Below are 19,756 nucleotides of genomic sequence, written 5' to 3'. Positions count from 1 at the left end.
ATGCAGTGCCTCTCAAACGCTTGACCCGAATCACCCTCTTAGCAGCCCTCTGTGTGGTGCTGAGACAAGCCTTTGCCTTCTTGCCTAATGTCCAACCCATTAGTGCCATTTTCTTTTTACTGGTGCTATTTGAAGACTGGCAATTTGCCTGTTTGGTGATGGCGGTCACCATGTTTACCTCGGCTTTTCTCTTGGGGATGAGCCCAGTGGTGCTCGCTCAGATACTGGCCTTTGGCCTCCTCTTGACTATTTGGCGGGGGCTTTACCGCCACTTGTCTTTGCAAGTTCAAACCCTGGTGGTCGGCATCTTATCCTTTCTCTACGGGATAGTGATTGACAGTCTTTATGCTGTTCTCTACCACATGCCCTGGTGGACCTATGCCCTGGTGAATGGCTTTAGCTTTAACCTGGCCCACGCCCTTTCCACCGCCTGTTTTTACCCTCTACTTTATGTAGTATTTAGGAGATTGTATTATGAAAAAAACACTTTATAGTTTCTTTGCTGTCCTAGCAGCTCTTGTATTGGTCAGTTGCGGACAAAGTACACCATCGACTACGGAAAGCTCAGCTTCTAGCTCACAAGTAGCGAAAGAAAAACAAATTACCATTACGGTCAGTATCGCCCCTGAAGGGCAAGAAGCTCAAAGCAAGACCTTGAAGGTTGCTGAAAAAGCCAACCTGATGGAAGTCCTGAAAGCTAACTACAAGATTGAGGAAAAGAGTGGCCTCATCACCTCAATCGATGGCGTAGCCCAGGATGAAAGCAAGGGACTCTATTGGATGTACAAAATCAATGGAGAGATGGCACCAAAAGGGGCAGCAGAAACAACTGTCCAAGATGGAGATACCATCGAATTTTATCAAGAAGTTTATCAATAAGAAAGAGAGTGAATGGTTGGAGTAGGGCTCCATTTGTTCACTCTTTTTTGAAACTAGTTTCTATTTTTTATAAGACTTGCAAATCCTCTTGACTTCCCTATAGATAAATGTTACAATTATATTACAAAATGTAACAAATGTTACAAAAGAGAGGTATTGCCATGAAAACGAAAGGAACCTTCTTTAGTCTATCTACCCTTGCTCTAACAGCTGCTCTTCTCTTAAGCGGATGTGGATCAGAAAAGAAAAAGGAAACCAGTCCATCTTCAACTAGTAAAATTGTGCAAGTGAAACAAAGCTCTACAAGTAAAAAAGAAGAGAAAAAGACCACAAGCAAAACCACACAAAGCACAGAAGTTGCACAATCTCCTGCCAACGCTTCGAGAGAAACACAAGCGAGCCAAGAAAATCCATCAACTTCAGTGACACCAAGAGTTCCAGAAGTCAGTCAAGGCCTGGTTCCAACTCCTTCCAAAGAAACAAAACCAGCAGTGAACCCAGCACCAGAAAAACAAAAACGTCCTAGCTTGGAAGAAGGTCGCACGACTGCCAAAGAACAAGCCTCTAAGACAGAGAACCCACGCTATAAAGGTGTCTTGAGCTATGCCTCAGGGGATTATTCAGGAGCAGCAGGTAGTTGGACCGACGGTCGTGATACAGGCGTAACGATCGGTCAAGGAGGACAAGTAACCATTCAAAATCCTGGTGGCGATGCAGTGGGATATGCGATTGGAAGCTATGAATACAACTTGGACCAAGGTCATTACCATGCTGGCTTGATTTCCACCCAAGATGGATCTGTAGCTAGCCTGGATATAGTTGTTGGTCAAAATGGTCAAGTGGCAAGTGTTCAAGTGACAGAAAATGGCCATGTGCATGCCCTTGTTCGGGAATAATGGCTCGCTACTGAGAAAATTAAAAAAAGATTGAAATCAGAGATTCAATTCTGTATAATAACATACAGAGTTGAATCTTTTTTAATTTTTGTTTTATAAAAATATATTTTTTTATAAAAAAGTATTGACAGATTGAAATTATAGTTTATAATAAAATCATAAGCAAAACATGTTTTGACATTATGATAAAGGAGCCAGTTAGATGAAAGAAAAAGTGGCAGTAGTATTTGGAACGTTTGCCCCCCTTCATCAAGGTCATATTGATTTAATTCAACGGGCAAAACGCCAATGCGACCGCGTTTGTGTGATTGTCTCTGGTTACAAAGGTGACCGAGGAGAAGAAGTTGGCCTTCCTTTGCAAAAACGTTTTCGCTATATTCGAGAAGGTTTTTCAAATGATGAACTCACCCAAATTTATAAATTAGACGAGACAGAACTTCCTCGCTATCCCTTAGGATGGGAGCCTTGGTTGAAAACAGCCTTAGAAACCATTCAATATGATGCTGAGAGAGAAGAACTCATCTTCTATGTTGGGGAAAAAACGTATCAAGAGGAACTTGAAGCGAGAGGCTTTCAAGCGCACTTACAGGAGCGTCAGTTTGGCATCTCAGGAACCCTTATCCGGGAAAATCCCAGCAAGTATTGGAAATACATTGCGCAACCTTTCCGTCGTCAGTTTACCAAAAAGGTCCTCATTATGGGGAGTGCTAGTAACGGGAAGACGACCTTGGCAAAAGATTTGGCCCGCTTCTATGATGCGCCAGTGAGTTTGGAGTATGCTCGCGAGTACCAGATCAGAAATAATGTACGGGATGATGAGCTGACCCCCAAGGACTATTATTATCTCCTACTCGGACAATACGATCAAACCTCAAAATTAATCGATAGTAGTGCCAATCGTGGACTGGTCATTGCGGATACCAACTCTCTGGTGACCAAGGGCTATTACGACTACTATATGGAAGTAGAAGGCCAAGAGACCAGTATGACGGATACCTTTGATAACTTATTCGTTAGTATCCTCGCTAAGGAAAAATGGGATCTGATCTTATTTGTCCAACCCATTGGATCCTATGTCAATGATGGTTTCCGTGATATGACCATGGCAGATGATGAAATTCGCAACAGTTTTTCAAATCACCTGGATCACCTCCGCCACCAATATCTCGCAGATATTCCTACAGCCTATCTCGGGCAGGACTACTTGGGGAATTACGAAGAAGCAAAGCGTGTCATCGATACGATTTATCAAGCTGATTAAAGGAGAAGCAGCATGAAACGACTACAAGAAAAAATTCAAACATTTGGGGAGCATTTAAAAAATGTCCATCGAGAAGCTGGCAAACGTGGCTTCGTAGGGATTATGAAACTCCTTTGGAAAGACCTATTTGCAGGTCGCACTCTGACACAATGGCTCTATTTGCTTGCTTTATCTAGCGTGCCCTTTGTCCTAGAGTTTACCAATCAGGAAGCAAGTCACGATTGGTTAGGGCTCTTTGCCTCCTGGACAGGAATCGTTTGTGTGATACTAGTAGCAGAAGGTCGGGCTAGTAACTATCTCTTTGGAGCAGTAAACTCAGCGATTTACCTCATCCTAGCCTTGAACAAAAACTTCTATGGAGAAGTTTTGACTACCCTGTACTTCTTCGTGATGCAACCAATCGGCCTCTATGTCTGGTTGTCGAATCGGATCAATGACCAAGGAGGGGCAGAAGAATCTCACTTTGAAGCCAAGAAATTAACCTTAATGGAATGGATCAAGTATTTGGTTCTAACTGCCCTGATTTGGATCGGGATGGGCTATGCTTATAAAAGTATCCACAGCGCTCGACCTTTCCGTGATAGTGTGACAGATGCGACCAATGGAGTCGGCCAACTTCTCATGACCGGTCTCTATCGCGAACAGTGGATTTTCTGGATTGCGACCAACCTCTTCAGTATCTACCTCTGGTGGGGAGAAAGCATCCATATTCAGGGAATGTATTGGGTCTACACCCTCAATAGCTTGGTTGGTTGGTACCAATGGAGCAAAGCTGTGAAAAAGGAGGCTATTTAGATGGCAACAAGCAGCATTCCGGAAGGGATGAACGAAAAGGAATACTACGAGACGGTCGTCAGCGAGGAAGAATTCCTCCGTTGGTATAAGGAGCAAGATCATCCTACCTATGAAAATCCAAGTGTAACTACCGATATGGTGGCCTACTGCTTTGTGGAGGGGCGTTTGAAGCTCTTGGTGATTCGCCGAAAAACCCACCCTTGTCAGCATCGGGTCGCCTTGGTTGGAGGATTCTTGCAAAAGCACGAGGATGCTATCCAGTCTTGTATCCGCGAAGTTCAAGAAGAAGTTGGACTAGAGTTGACCCCTCAAAAGGTCGAGCAGTTAATGACAGTTTCGACTCCTGGTCGGGACCCACGGGGCTGGGTCATCACCATCGCCCACCTGGTCTATTTGCCTGCGGAGGCCGTCAATCTGGTTCGAGCTGGAGATGATGCCAAAGAAGTTCTTTTCCTTGATGTGGACTTCAAACAAGGGGAATGTTCTCTAGATGGCCGTGTCTTGACAGCTGAAGATTTCGCCTTTGACCACTATGAGATTGTTCAAGAATCCATCAAGCGGATCCAAGGGCGCTTGGCTTGGAATCCAACCTTCCTCCATCTTCTGGAAGAACCTTTCACCGTATACGAAGCAACCGAGCTGGTGAATCTAATCCATCCAGATAAAGAAATTTTAACCAATAATTTCCTTGTGACCTATGGCTCTTACGTTGAAGAAGTGGGTGTCAAGCGGGTACCTAAGAAAAAACCGCGCAAGACCTATCGCTGGAAAGAAAGCGAATCTCAAGCGGATCAATAAGATACAAAAACAGTATCAAAAAGTTGATGCTGTCAAATGAAGATAAGTTCTTCTAAAAACTTTCCTTAAGTGAGTACGGACGTCAGCGAACTTCTTCGAAGTTCCATGACTAATTATTGAGCCTAAGATCTCAATAATTCCGAGTGCCTGAAACATTTGTGTTTCAGGCACTTTTCTCACAGCGGAAAGTTTTAGATTTACATAACTGACTAAAAAATTAAGTCAGTTTTTTTGAAAAACTAGCTAGCTATTTTATGTAAAAAATAGTTAGTGCATATTTTAAACAGCATCAACCTTTTGATGCTGTTTTTTTGTCATTAAGCTTTTTCTAATTGAAGAAGCTCTTCAATCTCTGCTAGAGTGCTAGCTTGCGAGATGGCTCCACGGAGTTTGGCTGCGCCAGATGTTCCACGAAGGTAGTGAGGGGCTAAGCCGCGGAATTCGCGAACGGCAATGTGCTCACCCTTGAGATTGATCAAGCGCTTCAAGTGCTCATAAGCAATCTTCATCTTGTCTTCGAAGGTCAAATCAGGCAGAATTTCTCCTGTTTCAAAGTAGTGATTGATTTGATTGAAGAGGTAAGGATTCCCCATAGCAGCACGGCCGATCATGACTGCATCTGCACCAACTTCTTCGATCCGTTGTTTGGCGTCTTGCACCGTCCGGATATCTCCGTTGGCGATGAATGGGATCTTGGTCAGAGCTTGTGCAACCTTATGAAGGGTCTCAAGGTCTGCATGACCAGTGTACATTTGCTCCCGGGTCCGTCCGTGCATAGCAAGGGCAGAAACACCTGCAGCTTCTGCAGCAAGGGCATTCTCAACTGCTAGAGAAGGGTCCGACCAACCTGTCCGCATTTTGACAGTGAGGGGGATATCAAGGACAGATTGGACCTTGTTGATAATAGAGTAGATCTTGTCTGGGTCCTTGAGCCACATCGCACCCGCTTCGTTTTTCACGATTTTATTGACGGGGCAGCCCATGTTGATATCCACGATATCAGTCTTGGTGTTTTCTTGGATGAATTCTGCCGCGCGTGCGAGGCTATCTTCGTCGCTCCCAAAGAGCTGGATTGATACTGGATTTTCTCCCTCATCGATATGGAGCATATGCAGGGTCTTTTCGTTGTTGTATTGGATCCCTTTATCAGAGACCATTTCCATGACCACAAGGCCAGCTCCGAGTTCTTTCGCAATGGTCCGGAAAGCTGAGTTGGTCACACCGGCCATGGGGGCTAGGACCGTCCGGTTTGGGATCTCGACGTTCCCAATCATAAAAGGTGTATTAAGATTTGTCACGAATGAGTTCCTCCAAGTCGTTTTTATCAAAGTGATAAGCCGTCTGACAGAATTGGCAAGCGATTTCCGCGCCATGGTCTTCGTCCTTCATTTCTTGAAGGTCTTTGGCTGGTAAGCTTGCCAAGGCATTCATGAAGCGTTCCTTGCTACAGTCACACTGGAAGCGGATCTCTTCTTCTGAGAGACGCTTGTATGGTTCGTCACCATAGATGGCAGTAAGAAGGGCTTCAATATGGTCGTCAGAGGCTAAAAGGGTAGAAATGGCCGGCATTTCTTGGATCCGTTTTTCAAAGCTGGCAATTTCTTCTTCCTTGGCATTTGGCAAGACCTGCACCAAGAAACCACCGGCAACCTTGACCTTGTCTTCTTCATCAAGGAGGACATTGAGCCCAACCGCAGATGGCGTTTGTTGGCTTTCAGTCAAGTAATAAGCTAGGTCTTCACCGATTTCTCCAGTGACGAGAGGTGTCATGGAATGATAAGGATTGCCTGTGCCGTAGTCGGTAATCACTAGGAATTCCCCGTTTCCGACAAATGGTCCGACCACGACTTCACCGGTCGCTGTTTTCTTGATATCCACACCAGGATTTTGCACGTAGCCTTTGACGTTTCCTTGAGTATCTGCCACAGTGATGATAGCACCAAGTGAGCTAGTGCCCAGGATTTTCACTGTTATCTTGGTGTTTCCCTTTTCATTGGCTGCGAGAATTTGACTAGCGATCAGGGTGCGCCCAAGGGCCACTGTTGAACTTGCTTGTGTCTGATGGTATTCTTGGGCTGCTCGCACGGTCTCTGTACTGTCTAGTACAAAGGCACGGAAAGAGCCACTTTCTGAGATAGTTTTGATAATTTTGTCCATACCTTTTATTTTAACACAAAATAGAAAAACAGGCGCAGGCCTGCGCTTGTTTTTTGGGGTTAGGAAGAATTTTAAGACCAAAAATAGTATAATAAAACAAAGGAGGCTAGCATGAACCAATCTTTGAAAGCGGCAGTCTATGGTTTGGCGGTAGCTGATGCATTAGGGGTTCCGTATGAATTTTTAACCCGAGGCAGTTTTAAAGCGATTGAGATGGTGGGCTATGGAAGCCAACAGTAACTGGCTGGAACTTGTTCAGATGATACTAGCCTTGTATTCGCGGCCTATGATTCTTTTTGGGAAAAAGGGAAGATTTCCTCTGCTATATGCAGGAGAGGTTTGAAATTTGCTTGTTAGAGGATGATTTTACAGCAAATGACTTGCTATTTTAAACTTGTAGGAGGACCATGCTTAATCTTTTTAGGTTATCATCTAAAACTCTACCTCGGTTACAAAACAAAAACGCAGAGACATCTTCTGCGTTTTCTTACTTTATAGGTCCATTTCTGGGAAAAGTTTAGCTAGTATTTTCGGAGTAATGCTTTGTCCCGGCCCCTCAGCACAATAGGTGTGCATATACATAGAAGGATTGAAGTTGAGCTCGATGCAGGTACAGTTGGGATTTTCCTTTGTGGAAATAGCAGAGCTGTCAGGGATGATGAGATCAACGCCACAGGCCCAGGCTCCCATAGCCTTTGCCATGTCCGCAGCGAGTTCCCTATAAGATGGGTGCATGCTGTCTGTGACATCAATCGAGTCTCCGCCAGTAGAAATGTTGGAATTGCGCCGCAAGTCAACCTTGACTCCAGCAGGCAGGATATCATCTGCTCCATAGCCTTGCTGGTCCAGCATGAGCAGTTCAATGTCCCCCAGTTCAATGATTTCAAGCGGTGAACGATGATCTCGGCCCCGCAGAGGATTGTCATTTTTGATGGCAATCAATTCTCTCACGGTATGCTGACCGTCTCCGACGACATTGGCCGCCACTCGCAAGAGGACTGCTTGGCATTGTCCGTCTAAGACAAAGAAACGGTACTCCGTTCCAGCGATAAATTCCTCCACTAAGACGGCGACATCTTCTGAAAAAGCAATCTCCAGAGCCTTGTGATAAGCTTCCAGGCTAGCTGGCTCTTGGAAGATAGAGATGCCCAGTCCGAAGTTGGTTGACTTGGGTTTGACAACAATTTCTCGGTTCTTAATCAAAGGGTAGTAGGCCAGTCCCTCTTCAAGAGAAGAAAATTCTGCTCCAGCCGGAACGGGAAAGTCAGCTGCTGCCAAAATCTTTTTGGTGACTGTTTTATTGGCCATGGCCAAAGGGATGACATAGTTATCCTTGGAGGTCATATTGCCGTTCTTGACATATTCTACATGACTACCATGCCAAAGCTTGAGAAATTGGTCCTTTTCATCTAAAATTTCAACATTCAGCCCCTTTTGAATAGCATCAAAGAGCAGCATCTGGGTGGACAGTTCCATATTTTCGTAGCCTTTGAGGGCATAAGGAGCAGTCCAGGCATAGCGGTGGTATTCTTCTGCTTTTTCTAGACCAAAAGCTGTTAAGGAATCTTGCTGGATATGGGGCAGGAGCTGTCCTGACAGTGTCAGCTGAGGATGTAAGAGAGCCTCTCTCATCTGGTCCAGCAAAGTTTGATAGTAAGTTGGCAGTTCAAAATGCTGGATGAGCCCTTCCATGGCTTGGAGAATGGCTGAGCTGTCTGCCTCATCTGGCAGGGCAGTCAGCGGGTGGCTACAAGCAATTTTCTGGTTCAAATCATGAGCATCTTTTAATACTGCATCAACATTTTCTACATCATCTAGCCAGAGCAGGCCCAGTAAAAAGAGATGGACAGTATCTAAGGTCTCTTGGCTAATGCCCAAATGGTCAAAAGGATTGAGATCGAAGCAGCGGAATTCCAGATAGGTGATACCCTGCTCCAGATAGGCGCGATTGTGCTTCTGTCCACGGAAGCGAACGGCTGAGTAAAATTCTTTTTCAGCACTGAGCTCGCCAGACTGAACGTAGTTGTCAATATCGGTTACATATTGCTCCAAAGAAGTGTAGGACACCTGAATATTCTCGTCATTGACATAGCCATAGTTGCTGTTGCGAAAAGAGCGGATAGGCTGCGGGTATTCCTGACTGTAGAAGCCGGCTTCTGCCAGAGGAGCAGCACCGTAGAGATAGGTTAAGAGCCATCGGAAACGCAGAAAGTTTCGAGCCAGTTTGAGATAGAGGTCATTTTTAAAGTCCTTGAGTAAATGATAGGAGCTGACTTGAAAGAGAGCAGCGACCAGATCTTTCCCTAGCTCCATGTTGTAGTGGATACCAGAGATGGCCTGTAGTTTTTTGCCATATTTTTTCGCTAAACCCTCTCGGTAGTGGCGTTCGTATTCGTTTTCCAGACGGGCGATGATAATATCTTCTTCAGTCAGCTGCGGTGGCATGGACAGAGGCCACAGGCATTCACTCTGGTCAATTGAGCGGCCTGCCACATCGCTGATAGCTCCCAGTAAGCGCCGCGCTTCCTTAGTAGAGTGAGCAATAGGTGTAATTAGTTCCAGTTGTTGTTCGCTGAAGTCTGTTTGGATGGTCGGGTGGAAATTGCGGGAACCAAGCTGACTCGGATGAGCAGTTTGAGCTAAGTGTCCATCAGTTGTCACTCGCAGATTTTCCCTCTCCAGACCAAAGGTCGCTTGGAGAATAGGGCTTGATGTATCCAGTTTCTGCAGTAATTGATTAATCGTCATCGTTTCACCGTCCTATGGTAGTTATTTTAGTCTATTACAAACGGAAAAAGAAAGCAAATTTCCGCTACGATTTTACAAAAATTCCGAACTTTTATTTTAAATTAAGTACTAAAATTCAGAAAATACATATTTTGTAAAAATGTAATTCGTCTACATAAGAGAAAAAACAAATGAAATGATGAACCCTCCTTGAAAAATTGTCAAATTTTTCATATAATGAGGTATAAAACATAATCGCAGGTGAGATTCCTGCCTGCTTTTCAAGAAAGGACGAGCTATATAGCTCAGACAAAGATATGACATCAGTAGTTGTTGTAGGAACCCAGTGGGGAGATGAAGGAAAAGGGAAGATTACAGACTTCCTATCAGCCAATGCAGAAGTCATTGCTCGCTACCAAGGTGGGGACAATGCCGGTCACACCATCGTGATTGACGGCAAAAAGTTCAAGTTGCACTTGATTCCTTCTGGTATCTTCTTCCCTGAAAAGATCTCTGTGATTGGAAATGGGGTGGTGGTCAACCCGAAATCATTGGTCAAAGAGTTGGCTTATCTCCATGAAGAAGGGGTATCAACAGACAGCCTTCGCATTTCTGACCGTGCCCATGTCATCCTTCCTTACCACATCGAATTGGACCGTCTCCAAGAAGAGTCTAAAGGGGACAACAAAATCGGAACGACCATCAAAGGGATTGGACCAGCCTATATGGACAAGGCTGCACGTGTAGGAATTCGGATTGCGGATCTTTTGGACCGTGACGTCTTTGCGGAACGCCTTCGCATCAATTTGGAAGAAAAGAACCGTCAATTTACCAAACTCTATGATGCAGAGGCTTTGTCATTTGACGATATCTTCGAAGAATACTATGAATATGGTCAACAAATCAAACAATATGTAACCGATACTTCTGTTATCTTGAACGATGCTTTGGATAACGGCAAGCGCGTGCTCTTTGAAGGAGCCCAAGGGGTTATGTTGGATATCGACCAAGGAACCTATCCATTTGTAACTTCCTCAAACCCTGTTGCAGGTGGGGTGACCATCGGATCAGGTGTCGGCCCAAGTAAGATCGATAAGGTTGTCGGTGTATGTAAAGCCTATACCAGCCGTGTTGGAGATGGCCCATTCCCTACGGAGCTCTTTGATGAAGTGGGTGATCGGATCCGTGAAGTCGGCCATGAGTATGGGACAACAACCGGTCGTCCACGTCGTGTCGGTTGGTTTGACTCAGTTGTCATGCGCCATAGCCGTCGTGTGTCAGGAATTACCAACCTCAGCTTGAACTCCATCGACGTTCTGTCAGGTTTGGATACAGTGAAGATCTGTGTGGCTTACGACTTGGATGGAGAACGCATTGACCACTACCCAGCAAGCTTGGAGCAACTCAAACGTTGCAAACCAATCTATGAAGAATTACCAGGTTGGTCAGAAGACATCACCGGTGTCCGTCACTTGGATGAGCTTCCAGAAAATGCCCGCAATTATGTTCGCCGGATCGGTGAGTTGGTTGGTGTGCGCATTTCAACCTTCTCAGTCGGACCAGATCGTGACCAAACCAATATCCTGGAAAGTGTCTGGTCAAGTAAATAATTCAATAAAAGTTGGGAGTCTCTCTCAACTTTTTTGAGTCTTAAGAATACTTTAAGCCCTGTGGTCTATACTAAGACCATAAACAAAGACCTCCCAACTTTGTTTAGAATCCAAACTTTTTTTCATAATATCTCCCTATAAGAAGTCACCCATTGGTGGCTTTTTTTCTGGCTTCATCATATAATAGAACAAGAACATAAAAAGTAAGTGAGTGTACAAGTGAGAGACTATACCCTAGAAGAGAAAGAAGCTTTTATGCGAGAGGCTTTAAAAGAGGCAGAGATCGCCTTGGCCCATGAGGAAATTCCTATTGGCTGTGTCATTGTCAAAGACGGCGAGATCATTGGACGTGGGCACAACGCGCGAGAAGAATTGCAGCGAGCGGTCATGCATGCGGAGGTAATGGCGATCGAAGAAGCCAATCAGCACGAAGAGAGCTGGCGTTTGCTGGATACCACCCTATTTGTGACCATTGAACCCTGTGTCATGTGCAGTGGTGCCATCGGGCTGGCCCGGATCCCTCAGGTAGTCTACGGTGCGACCAATCAGAAGTTTGGTGGAGCAGGGAGTCTCTACGACATTTTGACAGATGAACGTCTCAATCACCGGGTGGAAGTAGAAACAGGGATTCTGGAAGCAGAATGTGCAGCCATTATGCAGACCTTTTTCCGCCAAGGCCGAGAACGAAAAAAACAAGCCAAGCTCGCAGCTAAGGCCGAAACACAAGAATAAAAACCGGACCTTTGCAAATTCAGTAAATTATGTTATAATACCTATCGGAGCAACAGTTCTGCGTGAAGCGGGTCAGGGGAGGAATCCAGCAGCCCTAAGCGAAGTGAACTGTGTGCTCTTTTCTATTGCTCTTGATGAATCGAGCCTGCAAGGCGTAGATGAATCCTAGAGCAATGGATGCAGTTTTTCCCGTTAGGGAAAAAGCTGTAAACCGATGAAGTTCTTAGTGAATCAAGTCCAACGGACGCGGATGAACTTAGGTACATTGACGCAGTTCGAGCAAAGCGAGAACTACGTTCCGAAATATATAGAGAGTCAAGTCTGCAGGAGGAGATCTGACCCATAGGATTTACGAGACCTGTAGCCGATCACTCACTAGCGTCATCTTGAAATTCATTAGCGGTTTCAAAGAATAATAGCGTGAAAATGGAGTTTCGGAAGAAGCTTCTTTTTTTGTCTGTTCCGCTTAAAATAAGTCCGTATATGCAAACGATTGCTATTGCGTCGTTTCTTGATTTGTGAAAATAAAAAAATTAGCAAATGAAAACGTTTTACAGGGTGGTTTCCCTTGATTAAATCCCGGTAAAGCGATATCATAGAGAAGAAGAAATTTTGGAGGAATACTATGTCACATATTAAATTTGATTATTCAAAAGTATTAGACAAATTTGTTGCACCACATGAAGTGGAATACATGCAAGCACAAGTTACAGCAGCAGACGAATTGATCCGTAAAGGAACTGGTGCTGGTAGCGACTTCTTGGGTTGGTTGGACCTTCCTGAAAACTACGACCGCGAAGAATTTGACCGCATCTTGAAAGCTGCTGAGCAAATCAAAGCAGACAGTGATGTTTTGGTCGTTATCGGTATTGGTGGATCATACCTTGGAGCGAAAGCTGCCATTGACTTCTTGAACCACCACTTTGCAAACTTGCAAACAAAAGAAGAACGCAAAGCTCCACAAATCCTTTATGCTGGAAACTCAATCTCATCAACTTACCTTGCTGACTTAGTAGAGTATGTTGCAGATAAAGACTTCTCAGTCAATGTGATTTCTAAATCAGGTACAACAACTGAACCAGCCATCGCTTTCCGTGTCTTTAAAGAACTCTTGGTTAAGAAATACGGTCAAGAAGAAGCTAACAAACGGATCTACGCAACAACTGACCGCCAAAAAGGTGCTGTTAAGGTTGAAGCAGATGCTAATGGTTGGGAAACATTTGTAGTCCCAGATGACATCGGTGGACGCTTCTCAGTATTGACAGCAGTTGGATTGCTTCCAATCGCTGCATCAGGAGCAGATATTAAAGCCCTTATGGAAGGTGCGAACGCAGCTCGTAAAGACTACACTTCAGATAAGATTGCTGAAAATGAAGCTTACCAATATGCTGCAGTTCGTAACATCCTTTACCGTAAAGGCTATGCAACTGAAATCTTGGTAAACTACGAGCCATCTCTTCAATACTTCTCAGAATGGTGGAAACAATTGGCTGGTGAGTCAGAAGGTAAAGACCAAAAAGGTATTTACCCAACTTCAGCTAACTTCTCAACAGACTTGCACTCATTGGGTCAATTTATCCAAGAAGGAACTCGTATCATGTTTGAAACAGTTGTTCGTGTTGACAAACCACGTAAGAACGTGATTATCCCTACATTGGAAGAAGACCTTGACGGACTTGGATACCTCCAAGGAAAAGACGTTGACTTCGTTAACAAAAAAGCGACTGACGGTGTTCTTCTTGCCCACACTGACGGTGACGTGCCAAACATGTACGTGACTCTTCCTGAGCAAGATGCCTTCACTCTTGGATACACTATCTACTTCTTCGAATTGGCCATCGCCCTTTCAGGTTACTTGAACGCTATCAACCCATTTGACCAACCAGGTGTTGAAGCTTACAAATGTAACATGTTTGCCCTTCTTGGTAAACCAGGATTTGAAGAATTGAGCAAAGAACTCAACGCTCGTCTATAATAGACAGACAAAACGATCTCGAAAGAGGTCGTTTTTTAATCGCTTTCCATATCTCAGAATGAGGTGGAAAAATAGACTGTTTTATGATATAGTAGAACTACTATATTTATACTTTGCACGTCAAACTATGATCACAAAAAAGTAGAAAGAACGATAAGCGAAGGTTGTTAGTAAAGGAGAGATTATGACAACAGAAGACAAGACATCTTTTGGAACACAAGAGGGACAAACTGTTCAAGAGCCTTTTGGAACACAAGAGGGACAAACTGTTCAAGAGCCTTTTGGAGCACAAAACGAACAAACTGTTCAACCACCTCTTGAAGCCCAAACGGGTCAAACCGTCCAAGACCCTTTTGGAGCACAAGGGGGGCAGGCTGCTCAAGAACCTCTTGAAGATTCAATGGGCCAAAACTTCCAAGACCCTTTTGGAGTACAAAATGGCCAAACAGCTTATGAGCCATTTGGTGCACCAGGAGCGCAAGGCTTCCAACAGTCTTCTCCAGTAGAAGGACCACAAACTGGAGGACAGGAACAATTTTTCCAAAATCAAGCGCCACAGGTAGAAAACAATCCTTTCTACCAACAAGGGAACCCTCAAGCCTTTCAATCACAATGGAATGTTCAGCCAAAACCGAAGAGTGGACGGACTAACTTTATCGTCTTTTCTATTCTTGCCCTCTTTCTTGGTGGCTTGATCGGTGGCGGAGCTGGCTATTTCTGGGGACATTCATCTAAGCCTCAAGCAGATGCCAAACGTACCAAACGATTAGACCGTGCTAGTGAAGAAGCTAAGAAAACAAAGACAGGCTTTATTACAGAAAAGGATGAGGTTATCTTTACTTGGACCCTAAAAGACCTTGCTGCATTAAGTTATAGCAACAAGGACGGTTATGGCTTGACTGCTGATCAGATTGTTGAAACTTATGGATTGGCTACCAGTGTCGATTATGAAAAGAAAGGCATGACTCTTACTTGGGATCGTGCAAAGAACGCCTCTCACCAGAATGTTTATTTCAAATTTGAAAAAGTGGATGGCAACTATTATTTGAAATCTGTAGAAGCCTTTAACTTGGAAGAAGTCTATGCGAGTGAAGACGACGAAGATGAAGATACTTCTACAGATCGTGAGATGAGCACGAAAGAATTCAAAGATCTGAAAAAAGGAGATAAGAAAACTGGTAAAGGTGGAACCTCCTTATTGGAAGTTTTGAAGAAACATAAACAAAATGTTCAAATAGGTACAGAGACAAAAATCACTGCTGATGGAGAAGAGTATGACTCTACTCGAGTGGTTGCAAAGATCAACCTTAAAGTGGGAGACGATTATAAGACATTACGCTTCTTAGCACAACCAGATGGGGACTTCTTATACATTGGTCCAGAACGTTTTTAATATAGAGGAGATAGATGAAAGATGAATACGAATCAATCACAGGCACCATTTGGTGTGCCAGAAACTGGTGATCAAAAGAAGCCAGGGAAAGGTCTGTTAATTGCTTGTATTAGTGGCTTTGCGGTCTTAGGAGTCATTATCGGTCTCTTCGTCGGCCATTCTATGGGTGCAGCAAATAGTGCTAAAAGTTCCTATCCTGCCCTTCATCCGAAAGCTGATGCAGGGGAATCAAAACGCGATCAGTCTGGAAAGTATATTGATCCAGAAGATACTGATTTTACATGGAACATTACTGATTTGGCTGACCTCGAGCTTGGTACTTACTCAACTTCAAATTTGGGAACATCCATTGAAGATGTTGTGGATAAGCACGGAAAAGCTTTACAAGGTTCATTTAGAAGAGATCTCATTGATTTAGAGTGGGGCGAGTTAAAAGAAGATCAGGATGATACCTATTCTCAATACCATACCGTTCGTGATATGAGATTGACCTTTAAGAAAGAGGGGGATACCTATTATTTACAGGACCTCTATTATTCAGGGGATTATAACGAAGCTGAGGACAATTTCATGACCTCTTCTTACTATGACAAGCTTAAAGTCGGGGATTCCAAAACTGGTAAGGATGGCGTTTCTTACAAGGAAGTGTTGAAAGATAATACCATTTATTCTCTCTCCTTGTCTGCAGATGAAGACTACAAAACTAATGATATTGTGACTACCATGACAATCCGTTTTAAATCTTCAACTTCAGACCAATATAAGTTAACGTTTGTGAAACAATCAGACGGCGATTTCCTTCTTGCTAAAAAAGGTGACGACTAAGATTGGTCACTTTCCTGCCTCACAATGGTAGGGAAAAGAAAGGAAGAAACTCAACTTTCCTAAAGCTAGAAAAAGAGGCTGGGACAAAAGTCCTAGCCTCTCAATTATTTTTGGATTGTCGAGCAAGACGCAGTGGTTGAATGGGCTCTACTACGCTGATTTCATCAGCTTTTACAGCCCTACTCAACTGTGCGGAGGTGGGACGACGAAATCGAATTCTAACGAATTACCGATTTCTGTCCCACTCTCTTCTCTATTCTAGCTAGGACTGGCTATTTATGGTATAGTAGGATATGTTGCTAAAGGAAATAGGCGTGAACAGTTGGACGGAAAGGGATACAGATTCGATCACAGAATGGATAATGTAAAGGAAACAATAAGAAAACATCTGAAGGCCCTCCTGGTTTTCATCCAAAAAAGAGGGATTGTTTTAGGAATCCTCGCAATGCTGGGAGTAGGCTATGAGCTTGCTGCTTCTGGGAGGCCACAAGAACAGCTGAATACAGACCAGCAAGTGACCTTTCATCAGGAAGAAGCTTATCTGCAGGACTTCCTGGCGAAATCAGATCACCCAGAAGTTGGGGTGAATTTGGAGGAGTTGCTGGAGTTTAAAATAGGAGATGCGACTGGTGGTCCAAGCACCAAGGGGACGACACCAGAGGCTCTGGTTAAAAAATTAGGGGGAGCCAAGCAAGCTCGACTCGAGTCAAAAGCTACAACGCAGCTCCTTCGTCTAAGCTATGGAACGACACAAGATGGACGAGATAGATACCAATTTGAATTTACCCATATGAAGGATGGCTACTATCTAACGGCTATTCAGGGCTATCAGCCAACTTCTAAGGATCATCTGGAAAGTAAACAGCTGAAAAAGGTAGCCTTTACCAATCTTGCTAGTGGGAAAGAGAAAACCGGCATGAAGCTTGAAGACATTTTACAAAAGATAGGCTTGCCACAATCATTGCTTTTGAATCATAAGGATGGCAAAACGGCTATAGTCCTGACCTACCGTGCACAAGAGGGGCTCGTCTTTCTCACTTTGCAAGCCCAAAATGATGCTCGCTATCATCTAGTCAAGGTCGAATAAGGAGGAGTAAATGGATACAGTCATCAAGAAGTTAACAATTCCTAGTCTCCTGCTGCTAGCGCTCCTCCTAGGGATGGGGTTAGAGGTCCTTAGTCATCCACCGAAAAGTTCTACAGCGATAAGCGAAATAAGGAACTTGTCAACTTTTAAAGCGAAAGAATTTCAAGGGGAGCGACTCTTAAAAGAAACGAATGAAAAAAAGGATTCGTCATGGACCTTGGAACAGATCGAGCACATTCCTCTATCGATAAAGAACCAAAACGGTAGCCTGAAGCAGACTGGAAGTCGCCTGGAGACCCTTCTGAAGGAGATGGGCCACCCCCAAGAGAAAGTCCTCTTTCAATCTACAGCAAGCAAGCAACCCAGTCTCTCTCTTCTCTATCGATGGGACGACAGAGGAAAGGGAGCCTCCATCCGTTTGCTTTTTAGCAAGGGGGCAGATGGGAGCTATCTGCTAGAAGAGATTGACGCGAGTCTGGCCAATCTAAATCGGGAGGGGAAAAAAGCTTTTTCAGAAAAGGTTTATCAAGGTTTGGAGCCTGGAGAAAAGATAGATCTTAAGGCATTGTTAGCCAACTATCAGGGCCTACAATCCTTCGTCCGACGCCAGATCGGGCCTGAACAGGAAGGTTTTCAATTATCCTATCAGGATGAGAAGGGAAAAACTTATTTATTGGAGCTGGAACATGTAGACGGTTCCTATTCCTTGTTGCGCAAGAGTCAACTAGATCCTAAGAAACAAAGTTAAGTAAAAAGAAGGGAAAATGGAATGGAAAAAGGTAGACAGATTCAAAGAGAATGGACTAGGTTCCCAAGTAGGAATCGGGAAGTGTCTGAGGTCTTTTCGGATCGTGGGCCTGAAGGAGAAGCTTTTGAAAGTCCCAGTCTTCGGAGCTATCAAAAAGGGGTAAAGAGAAGTGTCCGTGAGGATGCTTTTCGAGGAGCGGGCTTGCCCCGTTTTGGTTCTCTTTTTGCAGTTGCTGTGGGGATGGTTATCGTCTTTAGTCTCTCCATTATAGCGCTTGGTTATGTAAGCAGTTTTCTCAATAAGACAGAGCAGGATAGCACAGTAAGTAAAAAACAGGACCGTCATTCTTTCAGTTCAACATCCTCTAAACAATCATCTGCCTCCTCTAGCCAACCATCAGAATCTTCTAGCCAAACAAAGGAAGAGAAGAGTGAGTCAGAAAAGAAATCGAAGCAGCTGACATCCGAAAATTCTCCCTATGTGGATGAAAACAATGGCGTTCACTCTTTTAGTTTGGACGAGTTGCTGAACTTGATCCATCATAAGAAATTAGAGTTTGTAACGCCGGAGGAAACGGTTGAACACTTTGGGAAAGCTTGGAATGGTAATTATTCCTATTTTAGCCCAGAACAACAAGGCACACATTTAACCTATAAACAGCCAGATCAATTTGGTTTTGTTTATATTAGTTTTAAGAAGATTGATGATACAGAAAAGATAACTAGTTTAAGTGTAGGTAACAATAAAAGTAAGCTAGGTGAACCTACCAAAACCACAGATGAATTTCAAGCTCTGATGCCTCAGGATGGGCAAGAAGGGATGGAGATCCGAGAAGCAGCTTCTCAATTGGGAAATCCAGATTCCATGATTTTTATTATTCTCAATCCTGGAGAAGTGGATACCATCGCTCTAGTCTATTCAACTACAGATAGCAAACGAGTCTATTTGTATTTTAACGAAAATTCGGATCAATACCGATTGAAAAAAATAGTGGTCCAATAGGAACCAAAATGACAGGAACTAACTGTAACCATTTGACTAGGTCGCGATTTAGTGTGTCCATTAAATTATGCTATAATAGTAAAATCAAAGAGTTCAAAAGGAGCCTATCTTCCTAGAGGACTGACTACATAGAACAAGAGGTATCGCCATGACTGCACAAAAAATGACTGCACAAGAAATTATCGCCTTTATCGGCAATGCAGAAAAGAAAACCAACGTAAAAGTGACCTTTGAAGGGGAATTGGCAGGAGAGCTTCCAGCATCCGTTGTAAAGCTAGGCAATGTCCTATTTGGAGACTGGAAAGAGATAGAGCCCCTTCTTGCCAACTTAACAGAAAACAAAGACTATATCGTAGAGCAAGATGGTCGCAATTCAGCGGTACCTTTGCTGGACAAGCGTTATTTGAATGCCCGGATTGAACCGGGTGCGATCATTCGAGATCAGGTGACCATTGAAGACAATGCGGTAATCATGATGGGAGCCGTCATCAATATCGGGGCTGAAATTGGTGCGGGGACCATGATCGATATGGGGGCTATTCTTGGTGGCCGTGCAACGGTTGGTAAAAATAGCCATATCGGAGCAGGAGCAGTCCTTGCAGGTGTCATTGAGCCAGCCTCTGCAGAACCAGTTCGTATCGGGGACAACGTTTTGGTGGGAGCCAACGCCGTCGTCATAGAAGGGGTTCAAGTTGGTAATGGCTCCGTCGTAGCTGCGGGTGCGATTGTTACCCAAGATGTGCCTGAAAATGTAGTAGTAGCAGGTGTGCCTGCGCGCGTGATCAAGACGATTGACGAACAGACGCAACAAAAAACAGCACTTGAGGATGCCTTGCGTAACCTTTAATAGAGGAATAAGAAAAGGAAGCTG

At 44.1% G+C, this 19,756-nt stretch carries 19 protein-coding genes and 1 other RNA gene; 17 read left to right on the top strand and 3 right to left on the bottom strand.

The genetic code is table 11. From position 1 onward, the window contains the following. Positions 1 to 5 precede the first annotated feature (5 nt). The 6 genes from FJR71_RS06640 to FJR71_RS06615 all read left to right on the top strand — a co-directional run bounded on the left by FJR71_RS06640 (position 6) and on the right by FJR71_RS06615 (position 4,629). On the top strand, positions 6 to 494 hold the full coding sequence (locus FJR71_RS06640; RefSeq protein ID WP_140814374.1) for an ECF transporter S component: 489 nt from the start codon (positions 6 to 8) through the stop codon (positions 492 to 494). Beyond that, on the top strand, positions 475 to 879 hold the full coding sequence (locus tag FJR71_RS06635; RefSeq protein ID WP_061564464.1) for a DUF4430 domain-containing protein: 405 nt from the start codon (positions 475 to 477) through the stop codon (positions 877 to 879). Before FJR71_RS06640 ends, FJR71_RS06635 begins: the two co-directional genes overlap by 20 nt. Before the next feature lie 161 nt (positions 880 to 1,040). Beyond that, a complete protein-coding gene (locus FJR71_RS06630; protein WP_140814373.1) occupies positions 1,041 to 1,775 on the top strand; it encodes a hypothetical protein in 735 nt (244 codons plus the stop codon). Positions 1,776 to 1,977: 202 nt separating this feature from the next. Further along, positions 1,978 to 3,036: an AAA family ATPase gene (locus FJR71_RS06625; RefSeq protein ID WP_048690743.1), complete on the top strand. Its 1,059-nt coding sequence runs from the start codon at positions 1,978 to 1,980 to the stop codon at positions 3,034 to 3,036. A 12-nt stretch (positions 3,037 to 3,048) separates the two neighbouring features. Continuing rightward, the gene (pnuC, locus tag FJR71_RS06620; protein ID WP_140814372.1) at positions 3,049 to 3,831 is read left to right on the top strand and encodes a nicotinamide riboside transporter PnuC; all 783 of its coding nucleotides are present in this window, start codon (positions 3,049 to 3,051) and stop codon (positions 3,829 to 3,831) included. Beyond that, positions 3,832 to 4,629, top strand: coding sequence for an NUDIX domain-containing protein (locus tag FJR71_RS06615; RefSeq protein ID WP_140814371.1), 798 nt, complete (start codon positions 3,832 to 3,834; stop codon positions 4,627 to 4,629). Between the two features lie 317 nt (positions 4,630 to 4,946). On the opposite strand, the gene dusB is transcribed toward FJR71_RS06615, so the two are convergent. Both dusB and hslO read right to left on the bottom strand, forming a co-directional pair. Next, complete coding sequence (gene dusB / locus FJR71_RS06610) at positions 4,947 to 5,927, bottom strand: tRNA dihydrouridine synthase DusB (RefSeq protein ID WP_006595451.1); 981 nt, start codon at positions 5,925 to 5,927, stop codon at positions 4,947 to 4,949. Next, positions 5,914 to 6,786: an Hsp33 family molecular chaperone HslO gene (gene hslO / locus FJR71_RS06605; RefSeq protein ID WP_281281319.1), complete on the bottom strand. Its 873-nt coding sequence runs from the start codon at positions 6,784 to 6,786 to the stop codon at positions 5,914 to 5,916. Before hslO ends, dusB begins: the two co-directional genes overlap by 14 nt. Before the next feature lie 111 nt (positions 6,787 to 6,897). Here hslO and FJR71_RS10230 point away from each other — a divergent pair, with 111 nt between their 5' ends. Then, positions 6,898 to 7,026 carry a hypothetical protein gene (locus tag FJR71_RS10230; RefSeq protein ID WP_003002006.1) on the top strand — a complete coding sequence of 43 codons (129 nt, stop codon included), beginning with the start codon at positions 6,898 to 6,900 and terminating at the stop codon, positions 7,024 to 7,026. A gap of 252 nt (positions 7,027 to 7,278) precedes the next feature. Here the strand turns inward: FJR71_RS10230 and gshAB are convergent, their stop codons facing one another. Then, complete coding sequence (gshAB, locus tag FJR71_RS06595; protein ID WP_140814368.1) at positions 7,279 to 9,534, bottom strand: bifunctional glutamate--cysteine ligase GshA/glutathione synthetase GshB; 2,256 nt, start codon at positions 9,532 to 9,534, stop codon at positions 7,279 to 7,281. 296 nt (positions 9,535 to 9,830) lie between these two features. Between gshAB and FJR71_RS06590 the strand changes: the two genes are divergently transcribed. The 10 genes from FJR71_RS06590 (at position 9,831) to dapD (ending at position 19,732) form a co-directional block, all read left to right on the top strand. Continuing rightward, positions 9,831 to 11,123: an adenylosuccinate synthase gene (locus tag FJR71_RS06590; RefSeq protein ID WP_070665062.1), complete on the top strand. Its 1,293-nt coding sequence runs from the start codon at positions 9,831 to 9,833 to the stop codon at positions 11,121 to 11,123. A 219-nt stretch (positions 11,124 to 11,342) separates the two neighbouring features. Further along, on the top strand, positions 11,343 to 11,855 hold the full coding sequence (tadA, locus tag FJR71_RS06585; RefSeq protein ID WP_049474207.1) for a tRNA adenosine(34) deaminase TadA: 513 nt from the start codon (positions 11,343 to 11,345) through the stop codon (positions 11,853 to 11,855). Positions 11,856 to 11,893: 38 nt separating this feature from the next. Beyond that, positions 11,894 to 11,989: signal recognition particle sRNA small type (gene ffs, locus FJR71_RS06580), an RNA gene on the top strand. Positions 11,990 to 12,480: 491 nt separating this feature from the next. Continuing rightward, positions 12,481 to 13,830, top strand: coding sequence for a glucose-6-phosphate isomerase (locus FJR71_RS06570; protein ID WP_140814367.1), 1,350 nt, complete (start codon positions 12,481 to 12,483; stop codon positions 13,828 to 13,830). A 184-nt stretch (positions 13,831 to 14,014) separates the two neighbouring features. Next, a complete protein-coding gene (locus tag FJR71_RS06565) occupies positions 14,015 to 15,223 on the top strand; it encodes a hypothetical protein (protein ID WP_125335041.1) in 1,209 nt (402 codons plus the stop codon). A gap of 21 nt (positions 15,224 to 15,244) precedes the next feature. After that, positions 15,245 to 16,048 carry a hypothetical protein gene (locus FJR71_RS06560; protein WP_125335039.1) on the top strand — a complete coding sequence of 268 codons (804 nt, stop codon included), beginning with the start codon at positions 15,245 to 15,247 and terminating at the stop codon, positions 16,046 to 16,048. A gap of 445 nt (positions 16,049 to 16,493) precedes the next feature. Further along, positions 16,494 to 17,135 (top strand): hypothetical protein, encoded by a 642-nt coding sequence (locus FJR71_RS06550; protein WP_246040115.1) that lies wholly within the window; start codon positions 16,494 to 16,496, stop codon positions 17,133 to 17,135. A gap of 10 nt (positions 17,136 to 17,145) precedes the next feature. Beyond that, positions 17,146 to 17,883: a hypothetical protein gene (locus tag FJR71_RS06545; RefSeq protein ID WP_125335037.1), complete on the top strand. Its 738-nt coding sequence runs from the start codon at positions 17,146 to 17,148 to the stop codon at positions 17,881 to 17,883. A gap of 81 nt (positions 17,884 to 17,964) precedes the next feature. Beyond that, positions 17,965 to 18,885 (top strand): hypothetical protein, encoded by a 921-nt coding sequence (locus tag FJR71_RS06540; protein ID WP_246040113.1) that lies wholly within the window; start codon positions 17,965 to 17,967, stop codon positions 18,883 to 18,885. Positions 18,886 to 19,033: 148 nt separating this feature from the next. Further along, positions 19,034 to 19,732 (top strand): 2,3,4,5-tetrahydropyridine-2,6-dicarboxylate N-acetyltransferase, encoded by a 699-nt coding sequence (dapD, locus tag FJR71_RS06535; protein ID WP_006595464.1) that lies wholly within the window; start codon positions 19,034 to 19,036, stop codon positions 19,730 to 19,732. The last annotated feature ends 24 nt before the right edge of the window (positions 19,733 to 19,756 follow it).

It is taken from the genome of Streptococcus xiaochunlingii (genome assembly GCF_006385805.1).
Lineage (GTDB): Bacteria > Bacillota > Bacilli > Lactobacillales > Streptococcaceae > Streptococcus > Streptococcus xiaochunlingii.
Note: the sequence above shows the minus strand (reverse complement) of the source record. Positions and strands in the feature narration are given on the sequence as shown.